A 17,533-nucleotide genomic window follows, 5' to 3' on the forward strand; every position below is an offset into this window, starting at 1 on the left:
TATTTTATTGTTTAACTTACAGAAGCAGAACGGGAAATATACTTATAATCTTAGGAGTAATAATAATGATATCACTAATATCTTTACGTCCATATCTACTAAGAGCTTTTTATAATTGGTTATTAGATAATCACTTAACTCCATATATTTTAGTTAACAGTAATATGCCAAATGTACAAGTACCATTAGAACATGAGCGTGGTGGTCAAATAATACTAAATATTTCTCCAACTGCTATACACAGTTTTAATTTAACTAACGATAAAGTATGCTTTAATGCTAGGTTTAATGGTTTATTGCGTCATGTTTCTTTGCCTATATTAGCTATAGTCTCTATTTATTCTTGTGAAAATGGTATAGGAATTATTTTTGAACCAGAAATATTCGTTAATAATCCTCAATCAAAGAATATTAAAAATAAAAATAAATTTATTAATACTATTGAAAGTATTAATGGTAATTTTTCTCAAAATATAAAAAAAGATGATGATACCTCATTAACTATAAAGCCATTACAAAGTAATAAACGTACTATATTACGTTTAGTTAAATAATATAAAGTTTTTATATTTAACTAATAATTTGTATTATTTGTTTTAATAAACATTTTAAATATGATTTATATTTATTTATTAAAAATATTTAATACTATATTTATAATTTTAGTTTTTCTAAAGTTCTATGACGAGATTGTACATTTTTACCATGTGCGTTAAAATATTTCACTAATTGTTCTACAATATATACTGAACGGTGTTTACCTCCTGTGCAGCCAATAGCTACTGTAAGATAACTTCGATTATTACTTTCTAACATAGGTAACCATAATTTTAAATAATTGCATGTCTGATCAATAAAATTACGTACTTCGGTATGACTATCAAGAAATACTGCTACAGGACTATCAAGTCCATTCATATTACGTAATGTTAAATTCCAATGAGGATTTGGTAAAAAACGTACATCAAATACATAATCAGCATCAATAGGAATTCCATACTTAAAACCAAATGATTCAAATAAAATTGTTAGTTTACGTCCGCGTGTACCTCTCAAGCGTGTATATAATATTTCTATAAGTTCATGTACAGACATTTCTGATGTATCTATGATAAAATCAGCACGTGAACGTAGTGGTTCTAATAGCCTATACTCCTCGTCAATTGCATTTTCTAAAGATAAATTCTTATTAGAAAGTGGATGTATTCTCCGGGTATCACTATAACGACGAATTAATACGTTACTTCTTGCATCTAAAAATAATAACTGTGGTGAAAAGAAATTTGGTAAATTATTTAGTATACATTCAAGTAATTCTGGAGAATCTGGCATATTACGCACGTCAATGCTTACTGCTACAGATACAGTGTGTTTACTTAATATATTTGTTAGTTCAGGCAACATTAAAACTGGTAGATTATCAACACAGTAAAATCCCATGTCTTCAAGAGCACGGAGAGCAATTGATTTTCCTGAACCAGAGCGGCCGCTAACGATCATTAATAACATCACATTCCTCACGTTGTAAACCGACGCATTACACAAGTTTTATAAACTTGGTTGGTTTGGCGCTTAAGAATTTTTAATTCCTTTAGCCGTTGTGATAATGGCGTAAAATTGTAGGTTGTTTGGGAGGTACGCAAATAATAAGTGAATAGGTATCAATTATTACTGTAATATTTTTTAATTAATTTATGTTATTTTCCCTAAAGTATAGGTTTTTTAAAAAAACATAAATTTAATTGATAAAATTAACTTATGTAGTTTATTGAATTATATTAAATTTTACATAAATATTTTCTATTTATGAGATTAAAGTATTTTTTTTCTCTGACTTGATGGTGGTATGAATAAAGATTCACGATATTTAGCAACTGTACGTCGTGCTATTATAATACCTTGTTCGGATAATAAAGAAGTAATTTTACTATCACTTAATGGTTCTATAGGATTTTCTATAGATATTAATCTTTTTACCAAAGCACGGATTGCTATAGATGAAGTTTGGCAACCATTTTGCGTATTTATATGACTGGAAAAAAAATATTTTAATTCAAATATTCCACGAGGACTGTATAAATATTTATTAGTAGTGACACGAGATATAGTAGATTCATGCATATTTAAAGCTTGTGCAATATCTTTTAATATCATTGGACGCATATATTCTTCTCCTTGCTCAAAAAAAGCTTGTTGTTGTTTAACTATATAATTTGTTACTATTAATAACGTAGTATTTCTATTTTCTAAACTTTTAATTAACCACTGTGCCTCTTGTAAATTATCACGAATAAATTGTTGACAATTATTATTGTGTATCATTGCAGCATAATATGTATTAATTTTTAAATTAGGTAAATGGTCAGTATTAAGCTTAACAATCCAATGTGAACTAATTTTTTGTACTATAACATCTGGAATAATATACTCTGGCTCATCGGTATTAATCGATTGACCTGGACGTGGATCAAGAGATTGAATTACTATCATTACATTTTTTAACATATCTTCTTTTAATTGAGTTACATGCATTAGTCTACGGAAATCATGATTAGCTAATAAATGAAGGTTATCACTTACAATTCGGCGTGCTTCTTTTAAAATAGGAACATTAGAATTATATTGAGATAGTTGTACTAACAAGCAATCGCGTAAATCACGAGCTCCAACACCAACTGGATCAAAAAGTTGAATACGTTTTAAGACTATTTCAATTTCTTCAATAGTTAATTCTTTATTATTACCTATAATGTCATGAATTTCTTGTAGTGTAACAGTTAAATAACCAGAATTATCAATAGCATCAATAATCAATGTAGCAATAGCACGCTCTATATCGTTAAATGGCGTTAATTCAACTTGCCACATCAAGTAATCCTGTAGTGATTGACTAGTTTTTCCCTGAGGAACGATTAGTTCATCGTCATAGTTATTATAACTGGTATAAATATTTGAAGAAATATTGGCTGTATATATTTCTTTCCAATCACTATCAATAAATAATGTATCTAAGGATATTTTTTGTTCAAATATTTTATTTTCTTCTAATAAATATTTTTTTTTTAATCTATATTCTTCTAATTCATTAGATTGCTCATTTTGCTCAAGTAATGGATTTTTTTCTAGTGCTAACTGAAGTTCGTGATGAAGTTCAGGCATGGATAGTTGTAGTAAGCGAATTGCTTGCTGTAGTTGAGGTGTTATTACCAGCTGTTGATTAAATTTAAGTTTGAAACTTTGTTTCATAATCTGCCTAGAATAGCCTAAGCAATATAAATATTTATAAAAATTATATATTTTAATATTTTTGATTTATAATCTAAATCCTTCACCTAAATAAACCTCTTTAACCTTTTTATTAGATAAGATTTCATTAGGTGTACCGTGCGCAATAATATAACCTGCACTTACTATATATGCACGCTCACAGACAGTTAAAGTTTCTCGTACATTATGATCAGTAATTAATAATCCCAAACCACTATTGCGCAAATGTTCAATAATTTTTTTGATATCAATAACTGATATGGGATCTACACCAGCAAAAGGTTCATCTAATAGTATAAACTTAGGATTAGCTGCCAATGCACGTGCTATTTCTACACGACGACGTTCACCTCCAGATAAAACTTGTCCTAAACTACCATGGATATGGTTAATATTAAACTCTTTCATTAATTCATTAGCACGCTCGTGACATTGTTTTTTATTAAGTTCCTTTCTTATTTGTAATACTGCCATTAAATTATTGTATACAGTTAATCGACGAAAGATAGAAGCTTCTTGTGGTAGATAACCAATACCTCTAAGTGCACGTGCATGTAAAGGTAAGATACTAATATCTTCAGTATCAATAATAATTTGTCCTGAATCACATGGCACAATTCCTACTAACATATAAAATGTTGTAGTTTTACCAGCTCCATTAGGACCGAGTAATCCAATAATTTCACCAGAGTTAATGTGGAGATTAACATTTTTTACTACACGGCATCCTTTATAAGATTTTGCCAAGTTTTTAGCAATTAGTATTGACATAAGTTTTAGTTATAATTTATTTTTTCTGATTGATTGAATTACTTTTATTTTGTTTTTTTGATGACATCAATAATATAGTAGTAGTTACACGTGAATTTTTATTTTTACTATATGCGTGCATTTTCTGTTCTTTTACTAAATAAGTAATTCGATCTGCTTGAATACTACTATTTTGCTGTTGGATAAAAGCGTTCCCTGATAGTTCTACACAATCTTTTGATTGTTCGTATCGTAGTTTATTAGCATGACCTTGTATAATCTCTTTCTTTTTTCCTTTGTCTTGTATTTGAGAAAATGTTACAGGTTTTCCATAAGCATTAATAATAAGTTTATTATTCTCATCAAAACGTTTAATGAAGATTCTATCTGCATTGATTTTGATTTTTTCTTTATCAATGCTTACGTAGCCTGTAAAAGCTGCATTATTTTTTTGTAAATCTAATATCTGATTAACTGAATGAATATTAATTTTTTTATTTGAATTTTCTGTTAAAGCTAATACTGGTAAGTGAATTACTAATAATATTTGTGCTAAAAGCGCTTTAATATTATTGTTTCTTATTGTCAATTTCATAAATAGTAGTTACCTTTTCTAGTAGTTCAGCATGTTTTTTTCGTAAATTTCCACGCATTTTTCTGCCCTGAGAATAAAAATTACGACCACGAATAATAATTTCGTCATTAGATTCTATATCTTGGGTCAATAAATTGATTTTCATCGTTTTTATTTGGATACTATTGATTTGAAAATCTTTTTTTAATGCTTTAATTTCAACATGTCCTAAAAGATAAAAAATCACATTATTAGTTAATTTTGCTTTATCTGCACGAATCGACCAAGTAGGAACTTTATTTTCATCATAACTTATCATGGTTAGATTATTAAACCAAACAATTTTACTGGTTGGAAAATAACTTGTTCGAGTAGAAATAATCTTATAAGCTAATATACCTGCATAATTATAGAGTATAGTATTTGAATATCCCATTGTATTAGTTGAAATTTTATCTATATCTACTACAACATTATTGTTGTTATTATTGTGATGAATTGAATTCCAAATAATTGTTATCAAAGCTAACATGCCTATAATTAGTATTAGACGACGCATGCTTATAATCATGCTAAATTATCCCTGGCTTAGTATATTCATACTTTCTAATTTATATTTTGATTAAAATAATTCATTACTAACAAAAAACTAAAAAAAATAAATATCTTTCATCGTTAAAGGCATACAAATAATTAATAAATTATTATTTTATTAAATGATTAATGTTTTATTAATCGATTTTAATAAAATTAAACTATACCTGCACGTAAAATATCATGCATATGTATAATTCCAAGCAACTGATTATTGTAATTATCAGTTACTATTAGTGAAGTAATATTTTTTTTTTGCATAAGATTAAGTGCATCAATTGCTAACATGTCTGAATGAATACGAATACCACCATGGGTCATCACATCTTGTATGCGAACTGAATATAAATTCATTCCTCTATCAAACACACGACGTAAGTCACCATCAGTAAATATTCCTTTAATTTTCATTGAGTTATCAACGACAACTGTTAAACCAAGTTTTTTACTAGTAATATTAAGTAGCGCATCTCGTAATGATGCATCAAATGTAACATATGGCATATCTTCTCCGCTATGCATAATATCACAAACATGTAGTAATAGCTTACGACCTAATAATCCTCCAGGATGTAAAAGTGCAAAATCTTCATATGTAAATCCACGAGCCTCTAATAGAGCTACAGCTAATGCATCTCCCATTACTAACATTGCAGTAGTACTACTGGTAGGAGCAAGATCTAACGGGCATGCTTCTTTAGGAACTTTAACACATAAATGAACATCAGATACTCGACCCATACTACTTTCTGAACAACTACTAATACATATTAATTTTATTTTCTGCCGCTTTAACATAGGAATTAATGAAAGAATTTCATGTGATTCCCCACTATTAGATATTGCAATTACTATATCGTTAGAGCTAACCATTCCTAAATCTCCATGGCTAGCCTCACTTGGATGTACAAAAAATGATGGGGTACCAGTACTAGCAAATGTTGCTGCTATTTTTTTACCTATGTGTCCAGATTTACCCATACCCATAACTATTACTTTACCGCGACAATTAAAGATAATTTGACATGTATAGCTAAAGTCAGCATTAATATATTGTTCAAGTTGATCTAATCCTTCGCGTTCAATACGTAGTACTTTTTTGCCAATTTTTTGATAATTAAAATCCTGTTGCTCATGTAACATTCTTATTCTATCCTTAAATACATTATAATAAGCATTAAGCTGAATAATAGCTATAAAACTTATAAAGTCTATTAACCTAAAGTTAATAGATTTTACTTTGTTGAAAGTCTTTCAGAAAAATTTTAGGAAAAATGTACATACAGTACATAAAGAGTATAGGTATACTGATATTAATACTTTACCTATACTATCTCTGCATTGTTTTTTAATTGAAATAAGTATGTATAAAAGAAAATAGAATCTCAATAATTGTTAATAAATTTTTTTAGTACAAATAAATAGATTTATTATCTATAAAATTTTTAAATAGATTTATTATTAATCTTTAATTTATAACATATCCAACATAGTATATAGTTAAAGTAATACTTACTGTAAGTATTCTCAATATTACATATAATAATATTGTAAATTAATAAAAGAAGAAAAATTGCTATATGTATTTAAATATAAATTTATAGTTATTGAGATTTGTATAATTTAATTGATATTTAAAAAATAAATTCAAATATTAATAAATAGTAAGAACATATACATATAGAGGTTTTCTTGTACTAAATTTAAGTTTATATTTATCTAAATATATATATACAAATTATTTAATTATTATCATACTAATTATAACTTAATCATTGTGTTGTATATTTTTATATTTATTGTTTAATTAACAAGAAATAAAATAAAAAATGAGTTTACTGAAGAAAGTGCTAATATTTAACTAATCATATTAATAGTCAATAGTAGTACTTTTACTATAGTCATAGAATGAAATTAATTACTTATTGTATAAAGATATGTAAATTACTTTAAATAAATTCATATAGATAAAATAAAGATTACATTCTGCAATATATGGTTAATGTTTTGGAAATTTATTTTCTTGCGATATTTAATTTTGTTAATTTTCAAAAATAATATATTTTAATATTAAAAATAAGTAAATTTAAAACCTTTGATCACATCTAATAAATAAATTTTCGTAAACTTATTGTAGATAATTGTTAGTATTCAATATTTACGAAATCAATAAAGCCCTATTTGAATACAATAATAGAGGTAAAGATGATCCAGCAACAAACCAATTTAGTGAAGGTTTGTAGCGTAAGCTTCTCACACGGAAATCGGACTATCTTTGATAAGATTTCTCTAACAGTACCTACCGGAAAAGTTACTGCTATTATGGGACCTTCTGGCATTGGTAAAACAACTTTATTGCGCCTAATTGGCGGTCAATTACAACCAGATCAAGGTGATATCTGGTTTAACGGTAGTAATATACCTAAACTTTCTCGTAATAAATTATACGAAGTACGTAAAAAAATGAGCATATTGTTTCAATCTAATGCACTTTTTAGTGATCTTAATGTTTATGAAAATACTGCTTGGCCACTAAGAGAGCATACTAAGTTACCAGAACCTTTATTACATAGTACCGTAATGATGAAGTTAGAAGCAGTAGGTCTACGCGGAGCAGCACAGCTTAAACCGGCAGAACTTTCTGGAGGTATGGCACGTCGTGCTGCACTAGCAAGGGCTATCGCATTAGAACCTGATTTAATTATGTTTGATGAACCATTTGTAGGACAAGATCCAATTACAATGGGAGTACTAGTAAAATTGATTAATGAACTTAATCATGCTTTAGGAGTGACTTGTATTGTAGTTTCACATGATGTACATGAAGTTTTAAGTATTGCTGATCGTGCATATATTGTTGCCGAACAAAAAATTATTGCTCAAGGCAGTGCGCTAGAATTACGTAGAAATCCAAATCCATCTGTACGTCAATTTATTGAAGGTAATGCAGATGGCCCTGTTTCTTTTCATTTTACTGCAGGAGATTATCTGAACGATTTAACCTGCATAAGGAGAAACTAAAGCAAATGTTGCTACAAGCACTGGCTGCACTTGGATGCCAGGGTATAAATGTTTGTACGGCTTTTGGTCGAGCTGGAGTGATGTTGTGCCGTACTCTCGTAGGGAAACCTACTTTTCGTAAAAATTTACCTCTATTAGTCAAACAACTGTATAATGTTGGAGTTTTATCTCTTGTCATTACTGTAGTTTCTGGACTATTTATTGGTATGGTTATTGGTTTACAAGGATACTTAGTACTTAGGACATACAATACTGAAGATAGTCTTGGAACATTAGTATCGATCTCACTACTACGTGAACTTGGACCAGTTGTTACTGCATTACTATTTGCAGGTCGTGCAGGATCAGCTTTGACTGCAGAAATTGGTTTAATGAAAGTTACTGAACAACTTGCTCTTATGGAAATGATGGCAGTAGATCCATTACGACGTTTAGTATCTCCACGTTTCTGGGCAGGATGTATTAGTATGCCGTTATTAACGCTAATTTTTATTTCTATGGGAATTATTGGTAGCACTATTGTAGGAGTAGTATGGAAAAATATTGATTTTGGTATTTATTGGTCTACGATGCAAAGCAGAATAGACCTATATACTGATATTTTAAATTGTATAATTAAAAGTACAGTTTTTGGAATTATTGTAACATGGATAGGTTTATTAAATGGCTATAATGCTATTCCTAGCTCAGAAGGTATTAGTTTGGCAACAACACGTACCGTGGTACATGCTTCATTAGCAATATTCAGTTTAGATTTTATCCTGACAACAATAATGTTTGGAAATTAATGTAATGCAAAGTAAGAAAAACGAAATTTTAGTAGGTTTATTTATGCTATTTGCTTTAATAAGCTTGTTATTTTTTAGTCTACATGGAACTAATTTTAAATTATTTCGTAATGAACCAACTTGGAAATTATATGCTATTTTCAGTGATGTTGGAGGATTAAAAATAAGCTCTCCAGTAAAAATTGGAGGTGTGGTAATTGGTAGAGTAATAAATATTACATTAGATGAAAAATCTTTATTACCAAGAGTTACTATGAGAATTAGTAATAAATATGCTAATAAAATTTCTGATACTAGTTCACTTGTAATCCGTACTCAAGGATTACTTGGCGAACAGTTTTTAGCGCTTAATTTAGGTTTTGATGATCCTGAATTAGGTTCAACAATGCTAAAAGATGGTAGTACACTACGAGATACTAAATCAGTATTAATATTAGAAGATATTATAGGTAAATTCTTCTATAAGAACAAAGAAAATGAACAAAAATTATAGATTTAAAATTACAAATTAATTTAAGGTATTTATATTATTTATAAAATAAAAATAAAAATAAAAATAAAAATAAAAAGAGGGGTTTAAATATATGCTTAAATGCTTACTGCGATTACTGATTTTTATGTTACCAATCGTCCCGTCAGCAGCAGTTACTACTTTAGCTCAAAATAATCCTTATCAATTAATGGAAAAAGTTGCAACGAAAACATTTACTCGTTTAAAAAATGAAAGTTTGAAAATCAAGAAAAATCCAGATTATATGCGCGATATTATGCGTCAAGAATTATTACCTTATATTCAAATTAAATATGCTAGTGCATTAGTACTTGGTCATTATTATCATGAAGCTACACCAGAACAACGTACTAATTATACTAAAGCATTTACTGATTACTTAGTGAAAGTTTATAGTCAAATATTGATGCTCTATCATGGTCAAATTTATCATATTCAGCCTGAACAAGCTATTGGTACAGCTAAAATTATTACAATTAGAATTAATATTATTGATAATGATGATAGTCAATTACCGATTCGCTTAGATTTTCAGTGGCGTAAAAATTCTCAAACTGGTAATTGGCAAGTATATGATATGGTAGCTGAAGGTATTAGTATGATCATTACTAAGCAAAATGAATGGAATGATTTATTGCGTATTAAAGGTATTAGTGGCTTAATAAAACAGCTAAAAAATTATGCAAATCAACCTATAATTTCTGGTGATAGATAATAATGAGCAATTCTTTATATTGGAAATGCACTAACAATACATTGATATTAAAAGGAAGATTAGAACGTGACACATTATTAGTATTGTGGCGTCGACGTAAAAATGTAATGAACAATATTAATATTATTAATATTGCAGAACTTGAGAGAGTCGATTCTGTCGGTTTGGCTTTGTTAGTACACTTACGGGAAATAGCACGTGCACATGGTAGGAAATTAATATTTATTGGTATTACAGATAAATTGAGATCATTAATTGTGATCTATAATTTGCAACAAATTATTTTTTCTGCTAAAAAAGTCCCTGAATATTAATTAAGGCAATAATTTATTAATTTAAACATGTAATGTTATTAATAATTTTTTTTCTAAAATTATCTATTTAAATTTAATAATTAATCTAAGTTTAATAACTAAAAAGTAATTGATAATGGAAACTAGTGAAGTTCAAGCTGTGTTAGTAAATGCTCTAGCTTTAGAAGAAGTACATGTAATGAGTAAAGATGGTAAACACTTTCAAGTTATTGCTATAGGAGAAATGTTTAAAGAACTTAGTCGTATTAAAAAACAACAAGTAATTTATGAACCTTTAATGAAATACATTCAGGATAATAAAATTCATGCTCTATCAATCAAAACATATACTCCTGATGAATGGAGATTGAATCAAAAATCAAACATTTTTAAATAAACTGTTATGTACGTCAATAGCTAAGTAATTGAGAGTAGCATTGATGGAAAAATTTCGTATACAAGGTCCTATTCGTTTAAGAGGTAAAGTATTTATTTCTGGTGCTAAAAATGCGGCATTACCTATTCTTTTTGCTTCTTTATTATCGAAAGAACCGATAGAAATTCAAAATGTACCAAATCTACGTGACGTAGATACAACTATAAAATTATTAACTTATTTAGGCGCCCATGTTGAACGTAATGGTTCAGTTTATGTTAATGCAAGCAAAGTTAATATTTTTTGTGCACCATATGAATTAGTAAAAACAATGCGCGCTTCAATCTGGACTTTAGGTCCTCTTCTTGCACGATTTGGCCAAGGTCAAGTTTCACTTCCTGGAGGTTGTGCTATTGGTGCTCGACCAGTCGATCTTCATCTTAGTGGTCTTGAGAAATTAGGTGCTAATATAACATTATCAGATGGTTATGTTAGAGCTTATGTGAATGGTCGTTTAAGAGGGGCTCATATTATTATGGATAAAATAAGTGTAGGTGCTACTATTACTATTATGAGTGCAGCTACACTTGCTCATGGTATCACTTTTATTGAAAACGTAGCACGTGAGCCAGAAGTTGTTGATACTGCAAATTTTCTTAATACATTAGGAGCTAAAATTAGTGGTGCAGGAACAAATAATATTATCATAGAAGGAGTTAAGTATTTAGAAGGAGGTATTTATAGTGTACTACCAGATCGAATTGAAACTGGTACTTTCTTAGTAGCAGCTGCTGTTTCTCGAGGTAACGTACTTTGTTGTAATACCAAACCAGATACTTTAGATATAGTGCTTGAAAAATTGCGAGATGCAGGTGCTGATATTGAAATTGGTAAAGATTGGATTAGCTTAAATATGCATGAAAAACGTCCAAAATCAGTAAGTATTCAAACAGCACCATATCCAGGTTTTCCAACTGATATGCAAGCCCAATTTACATTATTGAATTTAGTGGCTAATGGTACTGGATTAATAACAGAAACAATCTTTGAAAATCGTTTTATGCATATTCCTGAACTAATTCGTATGGGAGCACAGGTAGAAATCGAAAGTAATACTGTAATTTGTCATGGTGTAGAAATGTTATCTGGAGCACAAGTTATGGCTACTGATTTACGTGCTTCTGCGAGTCTTGTATTAGCTGGTTGTATAGCAGAAGGTACTACTCTTGTAGATCGTATTTATCATATTGATCGTGGATATGAACGTATTGAAGAAAAACTAAAAGCAATTGAAGGACGAATTGAAAGAATAAAAAAAGATGAAATTGAATATAAGACTTAACTTAATATACAAATTAATTTATAAATAAAATTTTAATTAATATGTTAGAGTATAAATCATATATTTTATATTTCTATATGTTTAAATGATTTAATCATAAATTGGTTAGTTGTAAATATTTTTTCTTTTTTCTGATTGAAAAACATTTAAAACTTAATACTCAGATAATATCTGATACTTTTATTTTTTACATGTATTTTATTAGTAATACTTAATTATTATTTCTAATATAGAATTTACGTTTACTAAATGTAATTTCAAATTAAAAGTAAATTTAAAAAATATAATCTTGTTTAAATTGTTTTAAATACATTGTATTTTTTCGTATAATTTTTTAAAAAAGAAAAATAAATTTTAAATATTTTTTATATATAAAAAAATACATAAAATTGGAGTTTGTAATGTACGCGATTTTTCAAAGTGGTGGAAAACAATATCGAGTTATTAAAGGTCAAACTATTCGGTTAGAAAAGCTTGATGATGAAATAGGTAAAACTGTACATTTTCGTAATGTTTTGATGATTGTAAATGGTGATGATATAAAATTTGGTACACCATTAGTTTCAGGTAGTCTAATTAAAGCTGAAATTATTACCCATAATCGTAGTAATAAAGTAAAAATAGTTAAATTTCGTCGGCGTAAACATTATCGTAAACAAGCCGGCCATCGTCAATGGTTCACTGATGTAAAAATTACTGATATCACTATTTAGTGAAGAATAAAGAAAAGGTATATAATTATGGCACATAAAAAAGCAGGTGGTTCTACTCGTAATGGTAGAGATTCTAAATCAAAACGTTTAGGCGTAAAATGTTTTGGTGGTGAATCTGTTCTTGCCGGTAATATCATTGTGCGACAAAGAGGTACTAAGTTCCATCCAGGTAAGAATGTAAAGTGTGGACGTGATCATACTTTATTTGCTATTAAAACTGGCAAAGTTAAATTTGAAGTAAAAGGTCCTAATAACCGTAAATATATTAGTATTATTACTTCTTAATTAAGTATTGTATTTTAGCTTAATAACTTTAGGTTAAGTTATTAACATAAATACATTAATATAAAAATTACTATTTTAATAAAAAATACTCATATAGTTAATATATTAATCCATAGAAAATTGAATCCTTTATATCTTAATAAAAATTAAACAAATCTACATTTTTACCAAATTTTATACTAATTGTATATAAATAATATTAATTAATTAACTTTTCATAATGATATTAATAATTAGAATTTTAATTCTAAATTATTAATAAATATTAATTAATTAAACTAATAAATAATTAAGTAAGCAAGGATAAATATAATGAGATTTGTTGATGAAGCAACAATCTTAGTAATTGCAGGTGATGGTGGTAATGGTTGTATTAGTTTTCGCCGTGAAAAATATATTCCTAAAGGTGGTCCAGATGGTGGTGATGGTGGTGATGGTGGTGATGTATATATAGAAGCCGATCAAAATATCAATACTTTACTAGCATATCAATTCAAAAAATGTTTCTCAGCTGAATGTGGACAAAATGGTCAGAGTCGTGGATGTACTGGTAAAAAAGGTAAAGATATTATTATTAAAGTACCGATAGGTACGCGAGTTATTAACAAAATAGTCGATGAAGTGTTGGGTGATATGATATATCATAAACAAAAATTAATAGTAGCTAAAGGTGGTTGGCATGGATTAGGAAATATTCGTTTTAAATCATCTATAAATCGTACTCCACGTCAAAATACACTTGGTACACCTGGTGAGAAACGTGATTTATACTTACAGCTTATGCTATTAGCAGATGTAGGTATGTTAGGCTTGCCAAATTCAGGTAAATCTACTTTTATTCGTGCAGTATCTGCAGCAACTCCAAAAGTAGCTAGTTATCCATTTACTACTTTAGTTCCAAGTCTTGGTGTTGTACGAATGGATAGTAGTAATAGTAATCAATTTGTCGTTGCTGATATTCCAGGTTTAATTGAAGGAGCATCAGAAGGAACTGGTCTTGGCATTCGTTTTCTTAAGCATTTAGAACGATGTCGAGTATTATTACATTTAATTGATATTTCATCTACTAATACATCTACTATAGTTAACAATGCACGTATTATTATGCATGAACTAGAAAAATATAGCAGTAAACTTTTTCATAAGCCTCGTTGGATAGTATTTAATAAAATTGATTTGATTATAAGTCATGAAGAGGTAAAAAATCGTGCAATGAAAATTATAAAATTACTTGAATGGAATGAAAAATACTATTTGATATCTTCTATTAATTGTGATGGCATTAAACAATTATGTGCAGATATAATCTATTTTATTTCTCAAAACACTAAAATGTTAGAATTAAAAATAGAAGATAAGCAATTAAGAAATTTTAATTTTTTTGACGATTTATAATAATCATCTATTGATAAAAAACATAAAAAATCGTTATAGTTAATAACGTAAAATTTGTTTATATAATATTTGTAATATAGTAATATATATATTATATAATTAATAATATATTATTAATGTATTTAATAATTTAATATTATTGGATTATTTAAATCTATTAACTCTTAACTTAAAAAAATAATAAAGTTTAAATTTCTTAAAAGATTATTTATCTTACATAATAATATACTATGCTTTCAATAAAAGATTTGTACTATTTTTTAAAAAGTTATAACCACTAATATATTCAAATCTAATTTGGTTAATTATTTTTTTTTATAAGTCCATCAATATACTATTTCAAAAAATATCTTATAGTTAAATAGATTAAGTTATTAATATTTTTTGTCATATATGCTATATATAGCAAACCATTTAGATTAATAATTTAACTTATTAATAGTAATCCAATAATAAATACTTTTACTGTAATGGTTGTTAACTTTTTTAGTAATATATATTGCTAAATGCTATAATCATGAATTACTATGTGATTTAAGATTTTTTATTATATAAAATAATGGTTTGATTATTTAAATATACAGTGTATTTTTTTAAAAATTATTAGTTAAGAAATTTTAAAGATATAAATGAATTACATTTACTGAAATTATCATTTAATTATATATTATTATTCTTATAATTTTTTGTATTATTTAATAATTAATATTTTTAATTATTATTAATAATATAATAAATACTATTATTTTATATATATTACCTTAATATCAATAAAGAATAATATATCATGTAAAGATATATTCATTAATCATATATGTATTAAATATCATTAATAAAACTTAAATAATTATATTATTCATTTAATTTAATTTTTAATTATTAATTTTTAGTTAAAGAAAAAATTTTCTAAAAAAAATAAAGATTATAGTTAGTAACTAATAAATTAGAATTCAATTTATTTGTATACTCAGTATTTATATGAAGTGTAATCAAATACTAGATTTTATATGTTAATAAATAAATCATGTTAACTTAAATAAACTGATTAAGTTTTTTAAATACAATACTATTTATTATTGATAATGATATTATTGATTCTAATCTATATTTATTTTTCATCTTATTTTTGATAAGCCTATGTCATTAGTAGTATCATTAATATTTGTTGATATTTACTTAAATTAATATACTAAAATTCATAGAGATAAATATCTAATAATAAATAGATTATAGATAATACATAATATGAAAACAATTTCAAAAAATAAATATTATATTAGTAATATCCTATAGAAAATTACTAATATAAACAATTATTTATATATATATTTATTAATCAAAGTATTTTTATATAGATAAATTTTTTGTTATTATCGATCAGATATAGCGCTATTAATCAAAATAGTATAGATGACGAGGACCTAAAATGAATCAGATTCCGATGACGTTACAGGGTACTGAAAAATTGCGTGAAGAATTAAATGAACTTAAAAGTGTAAGACGTCCGCGTATAATAGCATCTATTGCTGAAGCTCGTAAATACGGTGATTTAAAAGAAAATGCAGAATATCATGCAGCTCGTGAAGAACAAGGATTTTGCGAAGGGCGTATTCATGAAATTGAAGCAAAACTTTCAAATGCACAGGTTATTGATATTACCACAATACCGAAAACTGGCCGAGTTATCTTTGGTTCTACAGTTACTGTACTGAACATAAATACAGAAGAAAGGTTTACATATCGAATTGTTGGAGATGATGAAGCTGATTTCAAACAAAATCTTATTTCAATTAATTCTCCTATGGCACGTGGTCTAATTGGAAAAGAAGCTGAAGATATTACTATTGTACAAACTCCTGGCGGAGATGTTGAATATGAAATCCTTAAAGTAGAATACATTTAAATATTGATTAAAATTATTTTAATAATTACAGTTTTATTTTGGAATAAAAAGGCCGCTTTGCAGCCTTTTTATTCCATTTATATATATATCTCGTATTTATTTAATATATAATAGCTTAAACAATAATATGTATAGAAAAAATATATTTTTTTATTTTTATTAATTTTATTATAATTTTATAAAATTGTTCGTACTTTTTAGATAAAGTATTTCATTTTATTTCTATGTGAAAATTTAAACATGTAGTAATCTAAAAAAGTTAAATTCAATAATTATACCTGATTTCATTTATGTTATGCTATTAGGTTTAAGTAATTGATAGCACATTAAGTTATCAATATCATAATCTGTTACAATAAAAATGATGACTATTAAACAGCGTTCGGCCAGCTCTAATCACTGGCTGCAGAAACATTTTAGCGATAAATATGTACAAGAAGCACATAAAAAAAAGTTGCGTTCTCGTTCTTGGTTTAAAATTAAAGAAATACAGCAACTTGATAAAATATTCAAACCGGGAATGACAGTAATAGATTTAGGAGCTGCACCAGGTGGTTGGTCTCAATATGTGATCAAACAAATTGGAAGTAGTGGCCATATTATTGCCTGCGACTTGTTACCAATGGATCATATTAATGGTGTTGATTTTATACAAGGTGATTTTTGTGATGATAAGATATTAAAAACATTATTAGAACGTATAGATAGATATAAAATACAAGTAGTAATGTCGGATATGGCACCTAACATAAGTGGTAAATCTGCTATTGATATTCCACGTTTTATGTATTTATTAGAGTTAATATTAAAAATGTGTCGTAGAGTATTAGTTCCAGGTGGAAATCTTATTATAAAGGGTTTTCAGGGAGAAGGATTCTATGAATATTTACAAAAAATTCGCTACCTTTTTAATAAAGTAAAAATTCGCAAACCAAATGCTTCACGGTTAAGTTCACGTGAAGTATACATTGTGGCGATAGGACTGAAATTATAATCTGAAAACATT

Annotated in this window: 18 protein-coding genes and 1 pseudogene; 13 read left to right on the top strand and 6 right to left on the bottom strand. The window is 27.2% G+C overall.

The window, feature by feature from the left end; genetic code table 11:
- The first annotated feature begins 65 nt into the window (after nucleotides 1-65).
- Nucleotides 66-554 carry a ClpXP protease specificity-enhancing factor gene (locus tag FD728_RS03595; RefSeq protein WP_159934909.1) on the top strand — a complete coding sequence of 163 codons (489 nt, stop codon included), beginning with the start codon at nucleotides 66-68 and terminating at the stop codon, nucleotides 552-554.
- 100 nt (nucleotides 555-654) lie between these two features.
- On the opposite strand, the gene rapZ is transcribed toward FD728_RS03595, so the two are convergent.
- The 6 genes from rapZ to kdsD form a co-directional block, all read right to left on the bottom strand.
- Entirely contained in the window at nucleotides 655-1,509 is an 855-nt protein-coding gene (rapZ, locus tag FD728_RS03600) for an RNase adapter RapZ (protein WP_159934911.1), read from the bottom strand.
- A 303-nt stretch (nucleotides 1,510-1,812) separates the two neighbouring features.
- Nucleotides 1,813-3,246, bottom strand: a complete 1,434-nt coding sequence (locus FD728_RS03605; RefSeq protein WP_159934913.1) for an RNA polymerase factor sigma-54 — start codon at nucleotides 3,244-3,246, stop codon at nucleotides 1,813-1,815.
- Between the two features lie 66 nt (nucleotides 3,247-3,312).
- The gene (gene lptB, locus FD728_RS03610) at nucleotides 3,313-4,038 is read right to left on the bottom strand and encodes an LPS export ABC transporter ATP-binding protein (protein WP_159934915.1); all 726 of its coding nucleotides are present in this window, start codon (nucleotides 4,036-4,038) and stop codon (nucleotides 3,313-3,315) included.
- A 16-nt stretch (nucleotides 4,039-4,054) separates the two neighbouring features.
- Nucleotides 4,055-4,612, bottom strand: a complete 558-nt coding sequence (gene lptA / locus FD728_RS03615) for a lipopolysaccharide transport periplasmic protein LptA (protein WP_159934917.1) — start codon at nucleotides 4,610-4,612, stop codon at nucleotides 4,055-4,057.
- A complete protein-coding gene (lptC, locus tag FD728_RS03620; protein WP_159934919.1) occupies nucleotides 4,587-5,162 on the bottom strand; it encodes an LPS export ABC transporter periplasmic protein LptC in 576 nt (191 codons plus the stop codon). Before lptC ends, lptA begins: the two co-directional genes overlap by 26 nt.
- Nucleotides 5,163-5,341: 179 nt before the next feature.
- On the bottom strand, nucleotides 5,342-6,328 hold the full coding sequence (gene kdsD / locus FD728_RS03625; RefSeq protein ID WP_159934921.1) for an arabinose-5-phosphate isomerase KdsD: 987 nt from the start codon (nucleotides 6,326-6,328) through the stop codon (nucleotides 5,342-5,344).
- A 1,062-nt stretch (nucleotides 6,329-7,390) separates the two neighbouring features.
- On the opposite strand from kdsD, the gene mlaF reads away from it, so the two are divergent.
- The 12 genes and pseudogenes from mlaF (at nucleotide 7,391) to rlmE (ending at nucleotide 17,521) form a co-directional block, all read left to right on the top strand.
- Nucleotides 7,391-8,206, top strand: a complete 816-nt coding sequence (gene mlaF, locus FD728_RS03630; RefSeq protein ID WP_159934923.1) for a phospholipid ABC transporter ATP-binding protein MlaF — start codon at nucleotides 7,391-7,393, stop codon at nucleotides 8,204-8,206.
- Between the two features lie 5 nt (nucleotides 8,207-8,211).
- Nucleotides 8,212-8,994, top strand: a complete 783-nt coding sequence (gene mlaE, locus FD728_RS03635; protein WP_159934925.1) for a lipid asymmetry maintenance ABC transporter permease subunit MlaE — start codon at nucleotides 8,212-8,214, stop codon at nucleotides 8,992-8,994.
- A gap of 4 nt (nucleotides 8,995-8,998) precedes the next feature.
- Entirely contained in the window at nucleotides 8,999-9,487 is a 489-nt protein-coding gene (gene mlaD / locus FD728_RS03640; protein ID WP_159934927.1) for an outer membrane lipid asymmetry maintenance protein MlaD, read from the top strand.
- Nucleotides 9,488-9,578: 91 nt separating this feature from the next.
- Nucleotides 9,579-10,220: a phospholipid-binding protein MlaC gene (mlaC, locus tag FD728_RS03645; protein WP_159934929.1), complete on the top strand. Its 642-nt coding sequence runs from the start codon at nucleotides 9,579-9,581 to the stop codon at nucleotides 10,218-10,220.
- Nucleotides 10,221-10,222: 2 nt separating this feature from the next.
- Nucleotides 10,223-10,534 carry a lipid asymmetry maintenance protein MlaB gene (gene mlaB, locus FD728_RS03650; protein WP_159934931.1) on the top strand — a complete coding sequence of 104 codons (312 nt, stop codon included), beginning with the start codon at nucleotides 10,223-10,225 and terminating at the stop codon, nucleotides 10,532-10,534.
- A gap of 115 nt (nucleotides 10,535-10,649) precedes the next feature.
- Nucleotides 10,650-10,910, top strand: a complete 261-nt coding sequence (locus FD728_RS03655; RefSeq protein WP_159934933.1) for a BolA family protein — start codon at nucleotides 10,650-10,652, stop codon at nucleotides 10,908-10,910.
- Between the two features lie 43 nt (nucleotides 10,911-10,953).
- On the top strand, nucleotides 10,954-12,231 hold the full coding sequence (murA, locus tag FD728_RS03660) for a UDP-N-acetylglucosamine 1-carboxyvinyltransferase (protein ID WP_159934935.1): 1,278 nt from the start codon (nucleotides 10,954-10,956) through the stop codon (nucleotides 12,229-12,231).
- Nucleotides 12,232-12,632: 401 nt separating this feature from the next.
- The gene (gene rplU / locus FD728_RS03665) at nucleotides 12,633-12,944 is read left to right on the top strand and encodes a 50S ribosomal protein L21 (RefSeq protein ID WP_159934937.1); all 312 of its coding nucleotides are present in this window, start codon (nucleotides 12,633-12,635) and stop codon (nucleotides 12,942-12,944) included.
- Between the two features lie 27 nt (nucleotides 12,945-12,971).
- Nucleotides 12,972-13,229 carry a 50S ribosomal protein L27 gene (gene rpmA / locus FD728_RS03670; RefSeq protein WP_159934939.1) on the top strand — a complete coding sequence of 86 codons (258 nt, stop codon included), beginning with the start codon at nucleotides 12,972-12,974 and terminating at the stop codon, nucleotides 13,227-13,229.
- A 312-nt stretch (nucleotides 13,230-13,541) separates the two neighbouring features.
- Nucleotides 13,542-14,615, top strand: a pseudogene (gene cgtA / locus FD728_RS03675) (Obg family GTPase CgtA); the annotation flags it as partial.
- Between the two features lie 1,435 nt (nucleotides 14,616-16,050).
- Nucleotides 16,051-16,527: a transcription elongation factor GreA gene (greA, locus tag FD728_RS03680; protein ID WP_159934943.1), complete on the top strand. Its 477-nt coding sequence runs from the start codon at nucleotides 16,051-16,053 to the stop codon at nucleotides 16,525-16,527.
- Between the two features lie 364 nt (nucleotides 16,528-16,891).
- Complete coding sequence (gene rlmE / locus FD728_RS03685) at nucleotides 16,892-17,521, top strand: 23S rRNA (uridine(2552)-2'-O)-methyltransferase RlmE (protein ID WP_159935107.1); 630 nt, start codon at nucleotides 16,892-16,894, stop codon at nucleotides 17,519-17,521.
- Nucleotides 17,522-17,533 lie beyond the last annotated feature (12 nt).

Origin of the sequence: Pantoea sp. Aalb (genome assembly GCF_009829985.1) — a bacterium.
Classification (GTDB): domain Bacteria; phylum Pseudomonadota; class Gammaproteobacteria; order Enterobacterales; family Enterobacteriaceae; genus SZZU01.

Bases quoted from the DNA above. Each gene is read 5' to 3' on its own strand.
- mlaF (WP_159934923.1), top strand. From the start codon at position 7,391: ATGATCCAGCAACAAACCAATTTAGTGAAGGTTTGTAGCGTAAGCTTC.
- FD728_RS03655 (WP_159934933.1), top strand. From the start codon at position 10,650: ATGGAAACTAGTGAAGTTCAAGCTGTGTTAGTAAATGCTCTAGCTTTA.
- FD728_RS03595 (WP_159934909.1), top strand. From the start codon at position 66: ATGATATCACTAATATCTTTACGTCCATATCTACTAAGAGCTTTTTAT.
- rlmE (WP_159935107.1), top strand. From the start codon at position 16,892: ATGACTATTAAACAGCGTTCGGCCAGCTCTAATCACTGGCTGCAGAAA.
- FD728_RS03605 (WP_159934913.1), bottom strand. From the start codon at position 3,246: ATGAAACAAAGTTTCAAACTTAAATTTAATCAACAGCTGGTAATAACA.
- rapZ (WP_159934911.1), bottom strand. From the start codon at position 1,509: ATGTTATTAATGATCGTTAGCGGCCGCTCTGGTTCAGGAAAATCAATT.
- mlaD (WP_159934927.1), top strand. From the start codon at position 8,999: ATGCAAAGTAAGAAAAACGAAATTTTAGTAGGTTTATTTATGCTATTT.
- greA (WP_159934943.1), top strand. From the start codon at position 16,051: ATGAATCAGATTCCGATGACGTTACAGGGTACTGAAAAATTGCGTGAA.
- mlaE (WP_159934925.1), top strand. From the start codon at position 8,212: ATGTTGCTACAAGCACTGGCTGCACTTGGATGCCAGGGTATAAATGTT.
- lptB (WP_159934915.1), bottom strand. From the start codon at position 4,038: ATGTCAATACTAATTGCTAAAAACTTGGCAAAATCTTATAAAGGATGC.
- lptA (WP_159934917.1), bottom strand. From the start codon at position 4,612: ATGAAATTGACAATAAGAAACAATAATATTAAAGCGCTTTTAGCACAA.
- mlaB (WP_159934931.1), top strand. From the start codon at position 10,223: ATGAGCAATTCTTTATATTGGAAATGCACTAACAATACATTGATATTA.
- murA (WP_159934935.1), top strand. From the start codon at position 10,954: ATGGAAAAATTTCGTATACAAGGTCCTATTCGTTTAAGAGGTAAAGTA.
- mlaC (WP_159934929.1), top strand. From the start codon at position 9,579: ATGCTTAAATGCTTACTGCGATTACTGATTTTTATGTTACCAATCGTC.
- lptC (WP_159934919.1), bottom strand. From the start codon at position 5,162: ATGATTATAAGCATGCGTCGTCTAATACTAATTATAGGCATGTTAGCT.
- kdsD (WP_159934921.1), bottom strand. From the start codon at position 6,328: ATGTTACATGAGCAACAGGATTTTAATTATCAAAAAATTGGCAAAAAA.
- rpmA (WP_159934939.1), top strand. From the start codon at position 12,972: ATGGCACATAAAAAAGCAGGTGGTTCTACTCGTAATGGTAGAGATTCT.
- rplU (WP_159934937.1), top strand. From the start codon at position 12,633: ATGTACGCGATTTTTCAAAGTGGTGGAAAACAATATCGAGTTATTAAA.